Origin of the sequence: Kocuria oceani, assembly GCF_029524215.1 — a bacterium.
In the GTDB taxonomy this organism is placed as follows: domain Bacteria; phylum Actinomycetota; class Actinomycetes; order Actinomycetales; family Micrococcaceae; genus Kocuria; species Kocuria oceani.
The window spans coordinates 17,298-33,609 of record NZ_JARAMH010000028.1 but is presented as its reverse complement, the minus strand read 5'-3'; the positions used below and the strand labels follow the sequence as shown (position 1 = coordinate 33,609).

Genomic DNA, 16,312 nt, shown 5'->3' with positions numbered 1-16,312 from the left:
ACGGGCTCTCTTGCTGCGGACGGACGGTGTAGGAACTTCCATCCTGTGGCGAGGAGCCCGTTCCTCATCTCATCGGCACACCCGTGGCAACAACCTCATGCCCCACAACACCTAGTGGGGGGCAAGGGGCCGCGCCATTCGCAGCCGCACATGGCCATCGTCCCGCGCTTGTCATCGACTGCTGGGGATCAGGCGTGACCCCACTACAGCCCACATATCATTCACCTCTGATAGACCTGTGCCCGTGTGGAAGGACCTGGACTATGTGGACGAGGACACGAACGCCAGTTGCCGGAAGGTGGCCGGCTCCCACTGCCACCCCGGCGGCTCGGGGCTCACCGAGGAGATGGCCGCGGTAGTCCGCGGGGTATCCGCCCCACGCATGACTCCTGGCGCGGGAGTCCGCCACTTCCCCGACAGGCGCGAGCCATACGGCCGGGCCCGGATCCCCACCGATCTCGGTGAGCTCATCATCGACGGCAAGGTGCTCGTCACCGAGGACCACGGCCCACTGTTGAACCTCTGGCGGCTCTACGCGAACGGCCCCGTGCTGAGCATTTTCATCCCGAAAGCGTGGGTGCACCCTATCGACCGGGACGAGTCCGCGTGGATCGACGTCTACGACATCTTGGACTAATGACGGCGCCCCACCCTCCGAGCGGAGGGCGGGGCGCGGCGAGACGGGATTAGAGGTAGGGGAGGTTGCCATCGCAGGAGGCGGTGGCTGCGGTCCCGGTTCCCTTCTGCTCCGCGACGACTTCGCCATCGAGGACGATCTGGCAGGTGACCTCCGCGGCCCCATCCTCATAATCGTTGTTGGAGACGATCATGGTCACGAAGTCGCCCGGGTCTGCTGTGATCTCCTCACTCCACTCCGTTGTGAAGGACGCGCTGGAGCTCCCGTTGAGGCCGCCATAGGTGACCATGGCATTGCCCGTCGCAGTAGCTCGCAAGGTAACTTGGCGACCCTCGGAAGAGTTTTCGGTCTCCTGGCCCCCCGCGCTTTGCGAATTGTTGGGCTGGGGCTCAAGGGTGCCCGGAGCATCGGCAGTGGCGAGAAGCGCAGCGCATCCGGCGAACAGGGCAATGATCGCCAGTACGAGTAGCACACCGCAGCCGATGAACCACTTCTTCTTGCTCTTCTTCTGCGGGGGCTGCTGGCCATAGCCGGGATGGTATTGGCCGGGCTGGCCCTGGTAGGGGCCGGGCTGCTGTCCGTAGTCGGGGCCTTGGGGGCCGGGGCCGCTGGGAGGCTGCGTCACGGGGGTGCTCCTTGGGATCGTTGGTGCGTTCACTGTAGTGACGGATATGCGTTCATCTGGAACGTGTTGCGGTAGCAGGACTTTCTTCCCGGGTGGACTGTCTTGCCCCAAGGACATTTATCGTCGAAATGTCCCGCCCCCCAGGGACACGTACCCGCTCCCCGGCCGGGTATGGCGACGCCCCCAACCTGCGGCTCCGGGCTGTACGTTGGGGGCGCTCTCGCATGTCTGCGGCCTGCGCCTCCGGGTCAGCTGTCCGGATTGGTGCGCTCGAGGATGGCGTACACCCTCGACCGGACCAGGCGGGTGCGTGCGCGGATCTGCGCCACGCTCTTTCCCGCGGCCACTGTCCGCACCATGAGGTGGTCCCGTACCTGGCTGGCCAGCCTGAGGCATGCTGTCAGGTGCGCGACGACGGCCTGGGCGCGAGCGAGCTCCTCGAGCAGGCGGTCCTCCTCGCTGGCCATCTCACCCGTCCAGACCGTCCAGAGTGTCCGCGGCCAGCCGGTCGGCGTCGTCGGTGAGATGCCCGTACGTGTCCGAGGTAACGGTGATGGATTCGTGCCCCAGCCGCCGCTGGATCACGGGCAGCGGCACCCCTGCCTGGATGAGCCACGACGCGTGCGTGTGCCGTAGGTCGTGAACTCGCGGCCGCGCCGGGAGCTCGTCGGCGAGGTCCTTCAGCGTGGGGTTCCACACGTGGGCGAAGAACCAGTAGTTGGTCAGCTGCCCGCCGCCCGGGCGCTGGAACAGCAGCTCCCCCGGTGTCCGCCCGTCGATGTGCTGGCGCACCTTCTCGGTCAGCGCCGGGCCAATGGTCACCGAGCGCCGTCCGCGCTTCATCTTCGGCGCGCCCAGGACGTCCTGCCCGCGGTCTCGTTTCCAGGCCTTGGTGATGGACACGACGCCGCGCTCGCCGGTGAGGTCGACGTCGCGGACGTCGAGGGCGGTGACTTCGCCCCAGCGGGCTCCGGTGCCGGCGAGGAAGTGCACGAGCGTGGAGTAGTCGTCCGGGACGGTGTCCGCGATGGTCTCGAGCTCGGCGCGGGTGAGGAAGACGGGCTCGCGTCGGGTCTCTCCGGAGGGCATCCGTATCCCCTTGGCCACGTTGCCCGGGATGATGCCGGCTTTCTCGGCTTCGGTGAGCGCGGCGGAGAGGATCGAGTGCACGTTGCGCTTGGTCTTGCCGGAGATCTCCAGCCCATTCACCCAGCGGGAAACGTCAGCCCGTTCGAGGGTGTCCACGGGATAGGCCCCTAGAGAGGGCGTGATGTGCTTGGCGGCCATCCGTTGGTACTTAGGATCGGGTGCCGGGCAGAACGCCCGTCAGGCCCTCGATGTGGCCTTCCACGATGGCCACCACGGTCGGCGCCTGGGACCGCATCCGGGAGACGGCCTTGGCGGCCAAGGCGAAGGATTTGCCGTTAGCGTCCAGGAAGTCCTTGAGCAGCTGCGCTTCGCGCTGGTCCTCGAAGGTGCGGGAGGGTTGATTTGCCGTCGCTGGCGTCGCGCCACAGCACGGCCCAGGTGGTGCTCCCGTCCTTGCGGGGGCACTCTCGAATGCTTGCCATGAGCAAACAGTAATCCCCGGCTGTCAACAGGTTTGGCGCTCCTGTCAACGGCGGGGGTGCTGTAGCCCGTCTGACTAGGCTGTTTAGTGTGCCCCAGGAGGGAGTCGAACCCCCGACCAAGAGATTAGAAGGCTCCTGCTCTATCCACTGAGCTACTGAGGCGGGCCGCCCGGGTCCGTGCCGTGGGCGCCGCGAACGAGTTTACCAATTCGCGGCGCCCCGCACGGCACCCTCAGATGACGGCGCTCCGCACCGGGGACTCGGAGCGGCCGCGAAGCAGGCGTTTGGTGGCGGGGTCGAGGAACCACAGGTAGACCCCGTAGGACAGCGCCACGACCGCCGCGATCAGCCGGCCGGAGCTCAGGTCGAGGTCCAGGTACGGGAAGACGTCGAGCTGGTCCGAGACCGCGTAGATCATGAAGAAGGCGGTGAGGAAGAACAGGACGTCCACCTGCCAGTCGCTGCGGATGCCCGTGACCGCGAAGAGCGGGATGAGCCAGACCACGTACCAGGCCTGGATCATCGGGGAGAACAGCACGATGGCCGCGAACGCCCAGGCCAGCCGTCGGATGATCCGCTCGTCGCGGCCCGTGAACATCAGCCACAGGATGACCGGCACGGCCAGGGCCTGCCCGATCGAGTGGACCGTGCCGCGCCACTGCCCGGCGTCGGCCCCCACCGCGGCGGCCAGGGCCGACGCCAGCCCGCCCAGGAAGCCCACCGGGGCGTACCAGATGGACACCGAGCCGGGGGTGGACATCGCGGCGACCCAGCCGAAGCCGAACCCGTTGACCAGGCCCATCAGCCCCAGCAGGGCCAGTGCCCACAGGAGGGTGAGGAACCACACCACGAAGCGGCGCGGCCACGAGGCGTTCTTCCCGGCCCAGAGCAGGCCGATGAAGGGCAGGAAGACGAGCGTGATGGGTTTGACGGCCACGGAGAGGGTGACGAGCGCCGTGCCGGCCAGCCCGCCCTTCCAGTTCCGGTGCACCGCGGCCACGTAGGTGCCGGCCAGGGCCAGGGCGATCATGATCGCGTCGTTGTGCACCGAGACGATGAAGTTGGTCAGGAACAGGGGGTTGGCCACGCTGAGCCACAGGGCCCGGGCGGGGTTGATCCCGTGCAGCCGCGCCAGCCGCGGGATCAGCCACATGCAGGCGATCACGGCCAGAACGCACATCGCCCGGAACCACAGCACGGCCGCGTCCGGGTTCGCCCCGGTCACGGCCACCACGAGCTGCTCCAGCCACAGGAACAGGGGCCCGTAGGGAGGCGGGGACTCGGACCACATCTGGTCGGCGCCGAGCTGGAAGAAGTTGTCGATCGTGGAGACCCCGTGCTCGTAGGGATTGAGCCCGTTGGCCATCACCCGGCCCTGGCCGATGTAGGAGTACACGTCCCGGCTGAACAGGGGGATCGTCACCAGCATGGGCGCCGACCAGGCGGCGATGGCGATGAGCACCCACCGCCCGCTGCCGGGACCCCACCGGTTGAGCTTCTGGCCCAGCCGCAGCCACTCCCGGATCAGCAGCATCCCGCCCACCGCGAGCAGGAGGATCGACACGATCGCGCCCGCGGTGGTGAAGCGCATGGCGATGATGACCGGCGTCTGGCGCAGCGGGGAGACCGAGGCGAGCCAGCCGACGCCGAGGGAGCCGACGAAGAGCATGAGCGAGCCGAGGGCGCCCATGAGCACGGTGCGCAGCAGGGAGCCGGAGACGAGGCGGGAGCCGTCGGGGCCCGCCAGCGGCTCGGCGCCCTCTCCCGGCGCCGGCGTCCTCGATGTGGTCTGCACTGCTCTCCCGATGCGCCCGTCCGGTGGCTGCGGGCGGCCGCGGCTGGGCGCAGCGCGGACCCGTGGTCGCCCCGATCCTATCGTCGCCGCCGGGGAGAGCACCCGGCAGGGCCGTGCGCGCGGGACACGGCGTCGGGGCCGCACGGTAGATTGTCGGGGTGGCTACTTCCAACGGACGCATTGTGTGGATCGACTGCGAGATGACGGGGCTGTCCCTCGAGGAGGACGCCCTCATCGAGGTCGCGGCCCTCGTGACCGACGACGAGCTCAACGTCCTCGGCGAGGGCGTCGACGTGGTGATCCGCCCCACTGACGAGGCCCTGGCACAGATGGGCGACTTCGTGCGGAACATGCACACGGCATCCAAGCTGCTCGACGAGCTGCCCTCCGGCCTGACGATGGAGCAGGCCCAGGAGCAGGTCCTCGCCTACATCCGGCGGTGGGTGCCCGAACCGGGCAAGGCCCCGCTGGGCGGCAACTCCGTGGGCACGGACCGCACCTTCCTGGTCCGGGACATGCCGCAGGTGGTGGAGCACCTGCACTACCGCGTGATCGACGTCTCCACCATCAAGGAGCTCTCCCGCCGCTGGTTCCCGCGCGCCTACTTCCAGGCGCCGCCGAAGACCGGCAACCACCGGGCGCTTGGGGACATCCGGGACTCGATCGACGAGCTGCGCTACTACCGCCGGGCCGTCTTCGCCCCCGAGCCGGGGCCCGACTCCGAGACCGCGCGGGCCATCGCCGCGGAGATCGCCGGATCCCGCACCGGCGCCTGAGCGACCGGGACGTCGCCCGCCCCGGCGAGGCCGTTGCGGGCGTGGTCGGGCGCGGTCCGGGAATGCGGTACACTCGTATGCGTTGCCCAGCGGAAGCACGGTCTTCCGGCGGGCGTTCATGGTGGGCGTAGCTCAGTTCGGCAGAGCGCCTGGTTGTGGTCCAGGAGGTCGCGGGTTCAACCCCCGTCGCTCACCCGCTGTGAAAGGCCGTCCCGAGGACTCGGGACGGCCTTTCGTCGTTCCCGCCCCGGCCCGTGCAGGGGCGAGGCCCCCGGCAAGTCGAAGGAAGTGCGTCATGGCCATCCGCCCCGTGGTGATCACCGGCAACCCCGTCCTGCACCGCCCCGCCGCCAAGGTGACGGCGTTCGACGACGAGCTGCGCGCCCTCGTCGAGGACATGTACGAGACCATGGACGCCGCCCACGGCGTGGGGCTGGCCGCCCCGCAGATCGGCGTGGGCCTGCGGATCTTCACCTACGCGTTCCAGAACGACGACGGGGTCCCGCCGCGCGGGGTGCTCGTGAACCCCGTGCTGACCCTCGGCAAAATCTCCCAGGACGCCCCGGACCCGGACGAGGAGTCGGAGGGCTGCCTCTCCGTGCCGGGCTACAGCTGGCCGCTCAGACGGGCGGACTGGGTGCGGGTGGCCGGGGTCGACGCCGCGGGAGCACCGGTGGCCTTCGAGGCCAACGGCTGGTTCGCCCGGGTGATGCAGCACGAGTACGACCACCTGGACGGCAAGCTCTACCTGGACCGGCTCAACGACAAGTGGGCCCGCAAGGCCCGCAGGGCGGTCAAGGCGGAGGGCTGGGGCCGGGACGGCCACAGCTGGACCCCGGGGGTCGACGAGGACCCGTTCGGGCACTGAGCCGCCGGGGTCGCCTCAGTCCCCGGGCAGCACCAGCACGAGCTCCCCGGCCGAGCGGGCCGTGGGCTCCCGGAGCTCCGCCCGCCAGCGCTCCCCCGCCGCCGCGAGCAGCTCCTGCGGCGTCCCGACGCGCTCGCCGCCGGCGGCACGCTGCACCAGGTGCCGGGCGAGCAGCCCGCGGGTGTGCTTGGCCATGTGCGAGACGACCGTGCGCGTCCCGCCCCGCTCCCGGACGACCTTGACCCCGACCGTCCGCTCCCGGGGGGCACGCCATGCGGCCGCGTAGGCGGCCGAGCGGCAGTCGACCACGAGGCGGTCCTCCGCGGCGGGTCCGAGCGCGGCGGGCAGGTGGCGCTTCCAGTGGGCCGCGAGCTTGCCCAGACGGGGCAGTTCCGTCCCCATGGACAGCCGGTAGGCCGGGATCCGGTCCGTGGGCCGCACCGCGCCCCACAGGGCGGACACGACGACGAGGGAGGCCGCCGCCGCCTCCCGCTCCGCGGCCGTGAGCCCGGCCGCGTCCAGGGCGTCGTACAGCACCCCGGTGTAGACGTGCAGCGCCGGCGCCGCGGGCTCGGCGCCCAGACGGGTGTTGCGCTCGACCTCCTCTCGCAGCCGCTGCCCCACGCCCAGCACGTCCAGGGCGTCCGCGCGGCCGCTCGCGCTCGCCAGCTCGGCGAGGACCTGCTCACGGGCGGGCGTGAGCTCGGGAAAGGCGAGGGTCCCGGTGTCGACGGGCTCGCCGGAGACGGGGGCGGTCTTGGTCTCGGAGGGGGGCAGCAGAATGAGCACCCGCAGAAGTCTAGTGACCCGTGCGGGCGTGGACGGCCCGGCGGCAGGTCCCGCCGGATCCTGCCTCCGGGACCCTGCCGTGGGGCCGGGCAGCAGAGCCGGGCACCGGCGCCGGACAGAAGGTCCAGGCAGCGGGGCCGGGCGGCGAGTCCCGACAGCGGGGCCGGGCAGCGGGGCCGGGCAGCGGGGCCGGACAGGATCCCGGGCGGGTAGGATGGACGGCGGACAGGCCGGCCGGGTGACCGCGGGCCGCGACCTCCGGGTCGGCGGCGCGAGGAAAGTCCGGGCTCCGCAGAGCAGGATGGTGGGCAACGCCCACTCGGGGGAACCCGCAGGAAAGTGCCACAGAAAACAGACCGCCCGCCCCGGTCCGTCCGGGCAGCGGGTGAGGGTGAAAAGGTGGTGTAAGAGACCACCAGCGCGCCGGGTGACCGGCGCGGCTCGGTAAACCCCATCCGGAGCAAGGCCAGACAGGGTGCGCCCGAGGGCTGCTCGCCCGAGCACCCGGGTAGGCCGCTGGAGCCCGTCGGCAACGACGGGCCTAGATGGATGGTCACCAGCACGGCCCGGGCGACCGGCCGTGTGCACAGAACCCGGCTTACAGGCCGGCCTGTCCCCCGTTCCTCCCCGCCCGCCGGCGCTCAGCCGCGGACCAGGATCACCCCGCACTCCGGGCAGGTGAGCACCTCGTCCGGGTTCGCCGCCCGGAAGGTCGCCGCGTCGGTGGGGCTCAGCGCCGTCCCGCAGGACCCGCACACGCTGCCCCGCAGCTCCGCGGCCGCTGGGCGCTCCGTGCTGCGGCCGGTGCGGATCCGCTCGTACCGGGCGACCAGCGCGGGGGCGCCCACGGCCTGCGCCGCGGCCTCGCGCGCGGCCGCCAGCTCCTCGCGCTCCGCCGTCAGGGCCTGCCCCTCCTCGTCCCGGGCGGCCACGCGCCCCCGGGCGTCGGCATCCGCCGCCCTGAGCCGGGGCGTGATGCGGGCGCGGTGCTCGGCGGCGTCGTCGAGCTCCTGCATGAGCTCCAGCTCCGCCTCCTCCGCCGCGGCCAGCTGCCGGGTGCGGGTGTCGATCTCGTGCTGCAGCCCCATGAGGTCCTTGGCGGTCCCGCCCTGCTCCAGGCGACGGCGGTCCTTCTCGATGGAGGCCTGGACGCGGGCGACCTTCTCCTCCGCCGCGGCCAGCCGCTGCCGGATGTCCTGCTCCCCGGCGTCGAGCTCCTTGGCCGCGGCGATCGCCCGGGCCCGCAGCTGCAGCGCGGCGGCGACCTCGGGGTCGGTCCTCAGCTCCCCGATCCGGGCCGCGATGCGGCGCAGCCGGGCGTCGACGCGCTCGAGCTCCAGGAGCGCTCGTTGCTGCTCGGGCGTGGCGGTGCTCATGCTGGTCCTCCTGGGGTCGGGCCGGGGCGGTCGTGGCCGGGGCGGCCGGCCGGCCGGTGGTCGTGGCCGGAGTGATGGTGGCCGGACTGGTCATGGCGAGACTTGTCGTGGCGAGACTTGTCGTGGCGAGACTTGTCGTGGCCAGACTCGTCCTGGACAGATTCGTCCTGGACAGATTCGTCGTGGCCAAATGCGCCCTGGACAGGGTGGTCGAGACCAGCGTGGCCGTGGGCCGGGCGGTCGGCGTTCCCGTGGTCGTGGGCGGGGTGGTCGACGCGGAAGTCCCACGGGTCGGAGCGGCGCACCGAGACCTCGACCGCCACGTCGTGGCCGCGCTCGGCGAGCGCCGCGCGCAGTGCCGCCGCGCCCACGGGCAGCCACAGCCACTCGCTGGCGAAGTGGGAGAGGTCCACGAGGCAGGGGGTGCCGTCCGCACCCGGGCCGAGGGCCGCCTCGCGGGCCTCGGAGGCGGGGTGGTGGCGCAGGTCCGCGGTGACGTAGACGTCGGCGCCGCTGGCCCGCACCTCGTCGAAGAGGGAGTCCCCCGCCCCGCCGCACACCGCGACGCGGCGCACCGGGGTGTCCGGATCCCCCGCCACACGCACCCCGTGGGCGGTGGCCGGGACGGCGGCGGCCAGGCGCCGTGCCAGCTGCGCCAGGGACACCGGTTCGGGCAGCTCGCCCACCCGGCCGATGCCCACCGTGGGATCGGCCGGGTGCGGGGCGAGCGGCGTCGTCGTCGTGAGCCCTGCCGCGCGGGCCACGGCGTCCGAGACGCCGTCCGGGGCGGAGTCCGCGTTGGTGTGGCAGGCGAGCAGGGCGCACCGGTGCTCGATGAGCTCGTGCACGGCCGCGCCCTTGAAGCCGTCCGCGGCCACTGAGGTGACGCCGCGCAGCAGCAGCGGGTGGTGGGTGAGGAGCAGGTCGGTGCCGGTGGACACGGCCTCGTCCACCACGTCGGCCACGGGGTCCACGGCGAACAGGATCCGGCGCACGGGCTGCTCCGGGCGCCCGGTGACGAGTCCGCTGGCGTCCCAGGGCTCCTGCAGGTGCAGCGGCCAGAGCGCCTCGACGACCTCGAGCACCTCCGACAGCGTGGGGGCGGGTCCGGGCGGGGCCGTGCTCTGCTGGCTCATGGGCCCAGTCTAGGAGTCCGCCCGACGGAGGCCCCGGCGGGTCCGGGCGCGGCCTCGGGAATGTTGCGCGCGGCGCGGTGTTGTACGGGGCATGGCCTTTCCCGAGCACGCCGACGCACGCCCCGTCCCCGAGGACCGACCCTCCCCCGACGACCGCTCCGCCCCCGACGACCGTCCTGCCTCCGTGACCTTCGTGCTCGCGGGCGGATGCTTCTGGTGCCTCGACGCGGTGTACCGGATCACGCGGGGCGTCACCTCCGTGGTCTCCGGCTACACCGGCGGCGCCACGGACCGTCCCGGCTACTACGAGGTCTGCGCCGGCAGCACCGGGCACGCCGAGGCGGTCGCCGTGACCTTCGACCCCTCCGTCGTGCCGGCGGACGTGATCCTCGACCTCTTCTTCACCGGTCACGACCCCACCACCCTCAACCGGCAGGGCTACGACGTCGGCACCCAGTACCGCTCGGCGATGTTCTGGGCCGACGACGCCCAGCGGGAGCTCTTCGCGGCCGCCATCGAGCGCACGCAGCCGCTGTGGGACCGGCCGATCGTCACCACCCTCGAGCCGCTGGGCACCTTCTGGGAGGCCGAGCCCGAGCACCAGGACTTCTACGCCGAGCAGCCCTGGAACGGGTACTGCCAGGTGATCATCAATCCCAAGCTGGCCAAGGTCCGGCAACGTTACTCCGCGTGGCTTACCGCGTAGTAGCAGTTGCGGCGCCTGGCTAGGCTGAGCTAGGACCGCGCCGCCGCGGGCACCCCCAGGGCCCGGCGGCGCAGGAGCACGTTCCCACCCCATCGAGAACCGACCACGCAGAAACCGAGGTACGCACATGGCGAAGATCTACAACGACGTCACCGAGATCGTGGGCCGCACCCCGCTCGTCCACCTGAACCGGCTCGACGAGGGCCTGCCCGGCAACGTCGCCGTGAAGCTGGAGTTCTACAACCCGGCCAACTCGGTCAAGGACCGGATCGGCGTGGCCATCATCGACGCCGCGGAGAAGTCCGGCAAGCTCAAGCCGGGCGGCACGATCGTGGAGGGCACCTCCGGCAACACCGGCATCGCGCTGGCCATGGTCGGCGCGGCCCGCGGGTACAAGGTCATCCTGACCATGCCCGAGACCATGTCCACGGAGCGCCGCGTCATGCTCCGCGCCTACGGCGCCCAGATCGTGCTCACCCCCGGCGCCGAGGGCATGCGCGGGGCGGTCGACAAGGCCCGCGAGATCGTCGACGGCACCGAGAACGCCGTCCTGGCCAGCCAGTTCGCCAACGAGGCGAACCCCGCGGTGCACTACGCCACCACCGGTCCCGAGATCTGGGAGGACACCGACGGCGAGGTCGACATCTTCATCTCGGGCGTGGGCACCGGCGGCACCATCACCGGCGCGGGGCGGTACCTGCGCGAGCAGAAGCCGGACATCCGCCTGCTCGTCGTCGAGCCGGCAGACTCGCCGCTGCTGACCCAGGGCAAGGCCGGCCCCCACAAGATCCAGGGCCTGGGCGCGAACTTCGTCCCGGACATCCTCGACCGCGAGATCTACGACGACGTCTACGACGTGACCGTCGAGGACTCCGTGCGCGTGGCCCGGGAGCTGGGCACCAAGGAGGGCATCCTCGGCGGGATCTCCTCGGGCGCCATCGTGTGGGCCGCCCTGCAGGAGGCCGCCAAGGAGGAGAACCGGGACAAGCTGATCGTGGCGATCGTGTGCGACTACGGGGAGCGCTACATCTCGACCCTGCTCTACGAGGACATCCGCGGCTGATCCGCCCCGGACGCTCCGCGCCGACGACCCGCCCCTTCCGGGAATAGCGCCGCCTCCCGGCGACGTTGCCCCGGAGGTGGGCGGGTCGTTCCGGTTCGCACCCCGCAGCCGGCCCGCGTCGATCCCCGCCGCGGACCGGGCCGCCGCCCCCGGAAGAACCGACCCCCGGAAGAACAGAGGAAGACCTTGAGTTTCTGGAGCAGACTCGCCGAGGACCTGCAGACGGCCCGCACGCACGACCCCGCCGCCCGCTCCCGGCTGGAGATCGCCCTCAACTACTCGGGTCTGCACGCCATCTGGATCCACCGCCTCTCGCACCTGCTGTGGCAGCACCCGGACCGCCGGCTGCTCGCCCGGACGGTCTCCCAGCTCGGCCGGTTCCTCACCGGCGTCGAGATCCATCCCGGCGCCGTCATCGGCCGGCGTTTCTTCATCGACCACGGCATGGGCGTGGTCATCGGGGAGACCGCCGAGATCGGCGAGGACGTGATGATCTACCACGGGGTGACCCTCGGCGGCCGCTCCCTGGAGAAGGTCAAGCGCCACCCCACCGTGGGCGACCGCGTGGTGATCGGCGCCGGGGCGAAGATCCTCGGTCCCGTGGAGATCGGGGCGGACTCGGCGGTCGGCGCCAACGCCGTGGTGGTCAAGGACGTGCCCGAGGACGCGATCGTGACCGGGATCCCCGGCAAGGTCCGCCCGCGCACCCCGGAGAAGCAGCAGCCGCTGGTGGACCCCTCCACCTACATCGACCCCGCGATGTGGATCTAGGCGGCGCCGATCCGGGAAGGACCGCACCGCGGCACGCGGGAGGGCCACGCACCCGGCGGTGCGTGGCCCTCCTGCGTGCCGGGGTGCCGGCTCGTGGCTAGGCGATGACCTCGGAGCGGTCCCCGGACCACAGCGTGTGGTAGACGCCCTCGGCGTCGTCGGTGCGCCGGTAGGTGTGCGCCCCGAAGTAGTCGCGCAGCCCCTGGGTCAGGGCCGCGTTGAGGCGGGGGCGGCGCAGGGAGTCGTAGTAGTTCAGGGTGGAGGCGAACACCGGGGCGGGGATCCCGCGCTCCACCGCCCGGGCCACCACTCGGCGCCAGGACGGCAGGGCGTCCTCGATGGCGGCGACGAACTGCGGGGCGAAGAGCAGGTTCGCCGGGGCCGCGTCCCCCTGGTAGGCCTCCATGATGACCTCCAGCAGCTGGGCGCGGATGATGCAGCCCTCCCGCCACAGGCTGGCGATGGTGGCCAGGTCCAGGTCCCAGCCGTACTCGGCCCCGGCCATGGTGAGCATGTCCAGGCCCTGGGCGTAGGAGACGAGCTTGGAGGCGTAGAGGGCCTTGCGCACGTCCTCGACGAACTCGGGGTCGTGCACCACGTCCTCGGTGGTCCCCCCGATCCCGGCCGGCAGCACCCGCTGGGCCTCCAGGCGCATCTCGGGCTCGGCGGAGGACAGGGCGCGGGCGAAGACGGACTCGGCGATCGCGGTGACCGGGGAGCCCAGCTCCAGCGCCTCCTGGACGGTCCAGCGGCCGGTGCCCTTCTGCCCGGCCGCGTCCACGATGACGTCGATCAGGGGCTCACCCGTGCGGGCGTCCACCTGCCGGAGCACGTGGGCGGTGATCTCGATCAGGTAGGAGCCCAGCTCCGTGGTGTTCCACTGCTCGAAGACCTCGGCCTGCTCGGCCGGCTCGATGCCGGCGACCGCGCGCAGCAGCTCGTGCGCCTCGCCGATGACCTGCATGTCGGCGTACTCGATCCCGTTGTGCACCATCTTCACGAAGTGCCCCGCGCCGTCGGTGTCGATCCAGGCGCAGCACGGCTTGCCGTCCTCGGCCTTGGCGGCGATGTCCTCCAGCAGCGGCCCCAGCGCGTCGTAGGACTTGGCCGGGCCGCCGGGCATGATGGAGGGCCCCAGCAGGGCGCCCTCCTCCCCGCCCGAGACCCCGACACCGACGAAGTCGATGCCCTGCGCGGCCAGCTCCCGCTCCCGGCGCCGGGTGTCCTGGAAGTAGGAGTTGCCGCCGTCGATGATGATGTCGTCCTTCTCCAGCAGCGGCACGAGCTGCTCGATCACCGCGTCCACCGGTGCCCCGGCCTTGACCATCACCAGGATGCGGCGCGGGGTCTCGAGGGAGTCGACGAGCTCCTGGAGAGTCTCGGTGCGGATGAAGTTCCCCTCGGACCCGTGGGCCTCGAGGAGGGCGTCGGTCTTGCCGACCGAACGGTTGTGGAGGGCGACGGTGTACCCGTGCCGGGCGAAGTTGCGGGCGAGGTTGGCGCCCATGACCGCGAGGCCGGTCACGCCGATCTGAGCTTTCTGTTCTGCTGCCATGCCCCCAGCCTACAAACCCTGGCGGGCGGCTCGGTCCGTTCCCCGCTCGGCGCCCCGCTCACGGGACCCACGGAGGCGCCCGGTGGCGGAGGCACCCTGCCGACGGACCCGGCGGACAGCTCGCCGGACACCCTCTGTCACAAACTCCCTGCACCGGGTCGGCGGCCCTACCGTGGTGCCATCGCACACAGAGTCCAGGGGGTAGGGATGCAGGCGTGGAGGAGAACGGTGATCGGGGCCGTGGCGTGTGCCGCACTGTGGTCGGGTCCCGGGTTCGCACCGGCCGCCGCCGCCAACGGCAAGGTCGACGTGGTCGTGGGCGGCAATGAGGTGCTCAACGAGGCCACGATCACGCGCGCCAGCGAGAAGGCCGCGGCACTGTGCGGGGGCAAGGCCTCCGCCTACGTGAAGAAGGCCCAGAAGGCGGACCGTGAGGGGAGCATCGTGGTCGTCTGCCGGCGGGCCGGGGGGAAGCAGGTGTACTTCCGCTAGCCGGGGCCGGCACGTGGGTCCTACCGGGATCGAACCGATGACATCCACGGTGTAAACGTGGCGCTCTACCAGCTGAGCTAAGGACCCTGACAACCGGGTGGACGATTTTCGCAACCGCCAGCACCCGGTTCCGGAACAGGCTACCCGGTGCTACCGACCGGTAACCAGATCGGGCACCCCTCACGGCTGTGGTGTTCGCCACATCCGTGCCCCATTCTACGGGCGGGCGAGTCGCTGTTCGAGCCGGACCAGGAACTCGGTGGCCGGGGCGTCGACCTTCACCCGGGCGGCGGCGTCCCCGCGGGTCCGGCCGTGGTTGACGATCAGCACGGGCACGCCGGCGCGCACGGCGTGCCGGACGAACCGGCGGCCCGAATTCACGGTGAGGGAGGAGCCCACCACCAGGAGGGCGTCGGCGGTGTCCACCATCCGCAGCGCCCGCAGCACCCGGGGCCGCGGGGCGTTCTCGCCGAAGAAGACGACGTCGGGCTTGAGGATCCCGGAGCAGACGGGGCAGTCGGGCACGCGGAATCCCGCCGTGCGCGGCACCACCGCGTCGGCGTCCGGGGCGAACTCGATGTTCTCCGGCGAGCCGATCGAGTCGTAGAAGCCGGGGTTGAGCTCGTCGAAGAGGTCGGAGAGCACCGCCCGCGGGATCCGCGTGCCGCACCGCATGCACAGCACGCGGGTGAAGCGCCCGTGCAGGTCCACGACGTTGAGGGAGCCCGCCGCCTGGTGCAGGCGGTCGATGTTCTGCGTGACGACGCCGGCGACCGCTCCGGCGCCCTCCAGCCGGGCGAGGACCCCGTGGCCGGGGTTGGGGTCGGCCTGCTCGAGGTGCCGCCAGCCGTACTGGTTGCGCGCCCAGTAGTGGCTGCGCTTCGCGGAGCTGCCCATGAACTCCTGGAACGTCATGGGGGTGCGCGGGACCGAGCCGGGTCCGCGGTAGTCCGGGATCCCGGAGTCGGTGCTGATCCCCGCTCCCGTCAGCACCGCGGTCCGGCGCCCGGACAGCAGCGGCACCGCCGCGTCGAGGCCCTCGTCCAGGCTCGCGGCGTCGGGATCGGGGAACTGGTCGGGACTGACGGGGGCGCCGTAGCCGGCGCGTACGGTGGGCATCGCTGGTCGCTCGGACGGCGCCGGGGCCTCAGGCCGGCAGCTTTGCCAGGGCGGCGCGGTAGGCCTCGAGCTCCCGCGGCGTCCCGGGCTCGGCCCGGAAGACGTCCACGACGACGCCCTGGGAGTCGAGCACGAACGTGGCCCGCTCCGCCTGCCCCGCCACGGGGTCGAAGACGCCGTAGCGCTCGGCCACGGCCCCGTGCGGCCAGAAGTCGGAGAGCAGGTCGAACTCGAAGGACTCCTCCCGCGCGAACGCCCGCAGCGCGTACTTGGAGTCCACGGACACCGCCAGCAGCTTCACGCCGGCGTCGTCGAACACCGCCAGGTTGTCCTGCAGCCGGCACAGCTCCCCGGTGCAGGTCCCGGAGAAGGCGAACGGGTAGAAGACGATGCTCACGGGCTTTCCCCGCAGCCCGCTCAGGGTGACCGGCTCGCCGAACTGGTTCGGCAGCGTGAAGTCCGGGGCGGTGTCGCCGATCTCGGGCATGGGTGGTCTCCTGTGGTGTGGACGCCGGGGCGCGTGCTCAGACGTTGCGCTTGGGCATCAGACGGGTCGCGGCCCAGTCCGCGCTGACCCGCGCGGTCGTGGTCACGTGCAGCCCCGCCGTGGGAGCCGCTTCCTGGACCTCGGCGGGTGGCACGTAGCCGTCGCGCCCGGCCTTGGGGGTCAGCACCCACACCACGCCGCCGTCGTCCAGGGTGGTCTGCACGTCCACCAGGGTGTCCACGAGGTCGCCGTCGCCCTCGCGGAACCACAGCAGCACGGCGTCGACGACCTCCTGGTCCTCCTCGTCGAGCAGGTCGGAACCGATCAGGTCCTCGATGCCCTCCCTCAGGTCGAGGTCGACGTCCTCGTCGTATCCGAACTCCTGGATGTAGTCGCCATCCTTGAAACCGAGCTGGACTACCGCGTCGCCCGCGGTGGTCTTGGCCTCGCTCACTGTTCTTGCTCCTTCTGGGATCGGGCCGACGAGCGACCGCGCACTGCGTACCGGTGCGGGGCTCCGCCTGCCCGTCGGCGGACCGCGGGGGC

General features: G+C 71.6%; 17 protein-coding genes, 3 tRNA genes, 1 other RNA gene and 1 pseudogene. 9 read left to right on the top strand and 13 right to left on the bottom strand.

The features are described 5' to 3' along the window. Positions 1-238 precede the first annotated feature (238 nt). Entirely contained in the window at positions 239-637 is a 399-nt protein-coding gene (locus PU704_RS18640) for a hypothetical protein (protein ID WP_277552475.1), read from the top strand. 49 nt (positions 638-686) lie between these two features. Here PU704_RS18640 and PU704_RS18635 read toward each other — a convergent pair whose 3' ends face one another. The 5 genes from PU704_RS18635 to mptB form a co-directional block, all read right to left on the bottom strand. Further along, the gene (locus PU704_RS18635) at positions 687-1,262 is read right to left on the bottom strand and encodes a hypothetical protein (RefSeq protein WP_277552473.1); all 576 of its coding nucleotides are present in this window, start codon (positions 1,260-1,262) and stop codon (positions 687-689) included. Between the two features lie 248 nt (positions 1,263-1,510). Next, positions 1,511-1,729 carry a hypothetical protein gene (locus PU704_RS18630; RefSeq protein ID WP_277552471.1) on the bottom strand — a complete coding sequence of 73 codons (219 nt, stop codon included), beginning with the start codon at positions 1,727-1,729 and terminating at the stop codon, positions 1,511-1,513. Position 1,730: 1 nt separating this feature from the next. Further along, the gene (locus PU704_RS18625) at positions 1,731-2,549 is read right to left on the bottom strand and encodes a tyrosine-type recombinase/integrase (protein ID WP_277552470.1); all 819 of its coding nucleotides are present in this window, start codon (positions 2,547-2,549) and stop codon (positions 1,731-1,733) included. 373 nt (positions 2,550-2,922) lie between these two features. Beyond that, positions 2,923-2,995: transfer RNA gene (locus PU704_RS18620), tRNA-Arg, on the bottom strand. 70 nt (positions 2,996-3,065) lie between these two features. Further along, positions 3,066-4,628, bottom strand: a complete 1,563-nt coding sequence (gene mptB, locus PU704_RS18615; RefSeq protein ID WP_277552468.1) for a polyprenol phosphomannose-dependent alpha 1,6 mannosyltransferase MptB — start codon at positions 4,626-4,628, stop codon at positions 3,066-3,068. A gap of 158 nt (positions 4,629-4,786) precedes the next feature. Here mptB and orn point away from each other — a divergent pair, with 158 nt between their 5' ends. The 3 genes from orn to def all read left to right on the top strand — a co-directional run bounded on the left by orn (position 4,787) and on the right by def (position 6,272). Continuing rightward, positions 4,787-5,404, top strand: a complete 618-nt coding sequence (gene orn, locus PU704_RS18610; RefSeq protein ID WP_277552466.1) for an oligoribonuclease — start codon at positions 4,787-4,789, stop codon at positions 5,402-5,404. A gap of 121 nt (positions 5,405-5,525) precedes the next feature. Continuing rightward, positions 5,526-5,599 (top strand) — tRNA-His (locus PU704_RS18605). Positions 5,600-5,699: 100 nt separating this feature from the next. Continuing rightward, entirely contained in the window at positions 5,700-6,272 is a 573-nt protein-coding gene (gene def / locus PU704_RS18600) for a peptide deformylase (protein ID WP_277552464.1), read from the top strand. A 15-nt stretch (positions 6,273-6,287) separates the two neighbouring features. Here the strand turns inward: def and PU704_RS18595 are convergent, their stop codons facing one another. Next, positions 6,288-7,061, bottom strand: coding sequence for a YaaA family protein (locus PU704_RS18595; protein WP_277552461.1), 774 nt, complete (start codon positions 7,059-7,061; stop codon positions 6,288-6,290). A gap of 226 nt (positions 7,062-7,287) precedes the next feature. On the opposite strand from PU704_RS18595, the gene rnpB reads away from it, so the two are divergent. Then, an RNA gene (gene rnpB, locus PU704_RS18590) (RNase P RNA component class A) lies at positions 7,288-7,678 on the top strand. Between the two features lie 24 nt (positions 7,679-7,702). On the opposite strand, the gene PU704_RS18585 is transcribed toward rnpB, so the two are convergent. Together PU704_RS18585 and PU704_RS18580 are read right to left on the bottom strand one after the other, a co-directional pair. Next, on the bottom strand, positions 7,703-8,437 hold the full coding sequence (locus PU704_RS18585) for a zinc ribbon domain-containing protein (protein ID WP_277552459.1): 735 nt from the start codon (positions 8,435-8,437) through the stop codon (positions 7,703-7,705). 253 nt (positions 8,438-8,690) lie between these two features. After that, positions 8,691-9,573 (bottom strand): annotated as a pseudogene (locus PU704_RS18580) (Nif3-like dinuclear metal center hexameric protein); the annotation flags it as partial. A gap of 91 nt (positions 9,574-9,664) precedes the next feature. Between PU704_RS18580 and msrA the strand changes: the two are divergent. The 3 genes from msrA (at position 9,665) to epsC (ending at position 12,113) form a co-directional block, all read left to right on the top strand. Beyond that, positions 9,665-10,279 (top strand): peptide-methionine (S)-S-oxide reductase MsrA, encoded by a 615-nt coding sequence (gene msrA / locus PU704_RS18575; protein ID WP_082157515.1) that lies wholly within the window; start codon positions 9,665-9,667, stop codon positions 10,277-10,279. A gap of 127 nt (positions 10,280-10,406) precedes the next feature. Beyond that, positions 10,407-11,342, top strand: coding sequence for a cysteine synthase A (cysK, locus tag PU704_RS18570; protein WP_277552457.1), 936 nt, complete (start codon positions 10,407-10,409; stop codon positions 11,340-11,342). Between the two features lie 186 nt (positions 11,343-11,528). Further along, positions 11,529-12,113 (top strand): serine O-acetyltransferase EpsC, encoded by a 585-nt coding sequence (epsC, locus tag PU704_RS18565; protein ID WP_047804583.1) that lies wholly within the window; start codon positions 11,529-11,531, stop codon positions 12,111-12,113. A 97-nt stretch (positions 12,114-12,210) separates the two neighbouring features. Here the strand turns inward: epsC and gndA are convergent, their stop codons facing one another. Next, positions 12,211-13,668: an NADP-dependent phosphogluconate dehydrogenase gene (gene gndA / locus PU704_RS18560; RefSeq protein WP_277552454.1), complete on the bottom strand. Its 1,458-nt coding sequence runs from the start codon at positions 13,666-13,668 to the stop codon at positions 12,211-12,213. Positions 13,669-13,896: 228 nt separating this feature from the next. On the opposite strand from gndA, the gene PU704_RS18555 reads away from it, so the two are divergent. After that, entirely contained in the window at positions 13,897-14,160 is a 264-nt protein-coding gene (locus PU704_RS18555) for a hypothetical protein (RefSeq protein WP_047804581.1), read from the top strand. 14 nt (positions 14,161-14,174) lie between these two features. On the opposite strand, the gene PU704_RS18550 is transcribed toward PU704_RS18555, so the two are convergent. The 4 genes from PU704_RS18550 to PU704_RS18535 all read right to left on the bottom strand — a co-directional run bounded on the left by PU704_RS18550 (position 14,175) and on the right by PU704_RS18535 (position 16,220). Beyond that, positions 14,175-14,247, bottom strand: a tRNA-Val gene (locus PU704_RS18550). Positions 14,248-14,376: 129 nt separating this feature from the next. Further along, a complete protein-coding gene (locus tag PU704_RS18545) occupies positions 14,377-15,279 on the bottom strand; it encodes a Sir2 family NAD-dependent protein deacetylase (protein ID WP_277552453.1) in 903 nt (300 codons plus the stop codon). A 28-nt stretch (positions 15,280-15,307) separates the two neighbouring features. Further along, entirely contained in the window at positions 15,308-15,766 is a 459-nt protein-coding gene (locus tag PU704_RS18540) for a peroxiredoxin (protein ID WP_277552451.1), read from the bottom strand. A gap of 37 nt (positions 15,767-15,803) precedes the next feature. Then, a complete protein-coding gene (locus PU704_RS18535; RefSeq protein ID WP_047804578.1) occupies positions 15,804-16,220 on the bottom strand; it encodes a DUF3052 domain-containing protein in 417 nt (138 codons plus the stop codon). Between the last annotated feature and the right edge of the window lie 92 nt (positions 16,221-16,312).

Bases quoted from the DNA above. Each gene is read 5' to 3' on its own strand.
- def (WP_277552464.1), top strand. From the start codon at position 5,700: ATGGCCATCCGCCCCGTGGTGATCACCGGCAACCCCGTCCTGCACCGC.
- PU704_RS18545 (WP_277552453.1), bottom strand. From the start codon at position 15,279: ATGCCCACCGTACGCGCCGGCTACGGCGCCCCCGTCAGTCCCGACCAG.
- PU704_RS18625 (WP_277552470.1), bottom strand. From the start codon at position 2,549: ATGGCCGCCAAGCACATCACGCCCTCTCTAGGGGCCTATCCCGTGGAC.
- PU704_RS18630 (WP_277552471.1), bottom strand. From the start codon at position 1,729: ATGGCCAGCGAGGAGGACCGCCTGCTCGAGGAGCTCGCTCGCGCCCAG.
- gndA (WP_277552454.1), bottom strand. From the start codon at position 13,668: ATGGCAGCAGAACAGAAAGCTCAGATCGGCGTGACCGGCCTCGCGGTC.
- cysK (WP_277552457.1), top strand. From the start codon at position 10,407: ATGGCGAAGATCTACAACGACGTCACCGAGATCGTGGGCCGCACCCCG.
- msrA (WP_082157515.1), top strand. From the start codon at position 9,665: ATGGCCTTTCCCGAGCACGCCGACGCACGCCCCGTCCCCGAGGACCGA.
- PU704_RS18540 (WP_277552451.1), bottom strand. From the start codon at position 15,766: ATGCCCGAGATCGGCGACACCGCCCCGGACTTCACGCTGCCGAACCAG.
- PU704_RS18585 (WP_277552459.1), bottom strand. From the start codon at position 8,437: ATGAGCACCGCCACGCCCGAGCAGCAACGAGCGCTCCTGGAGCTCGAG.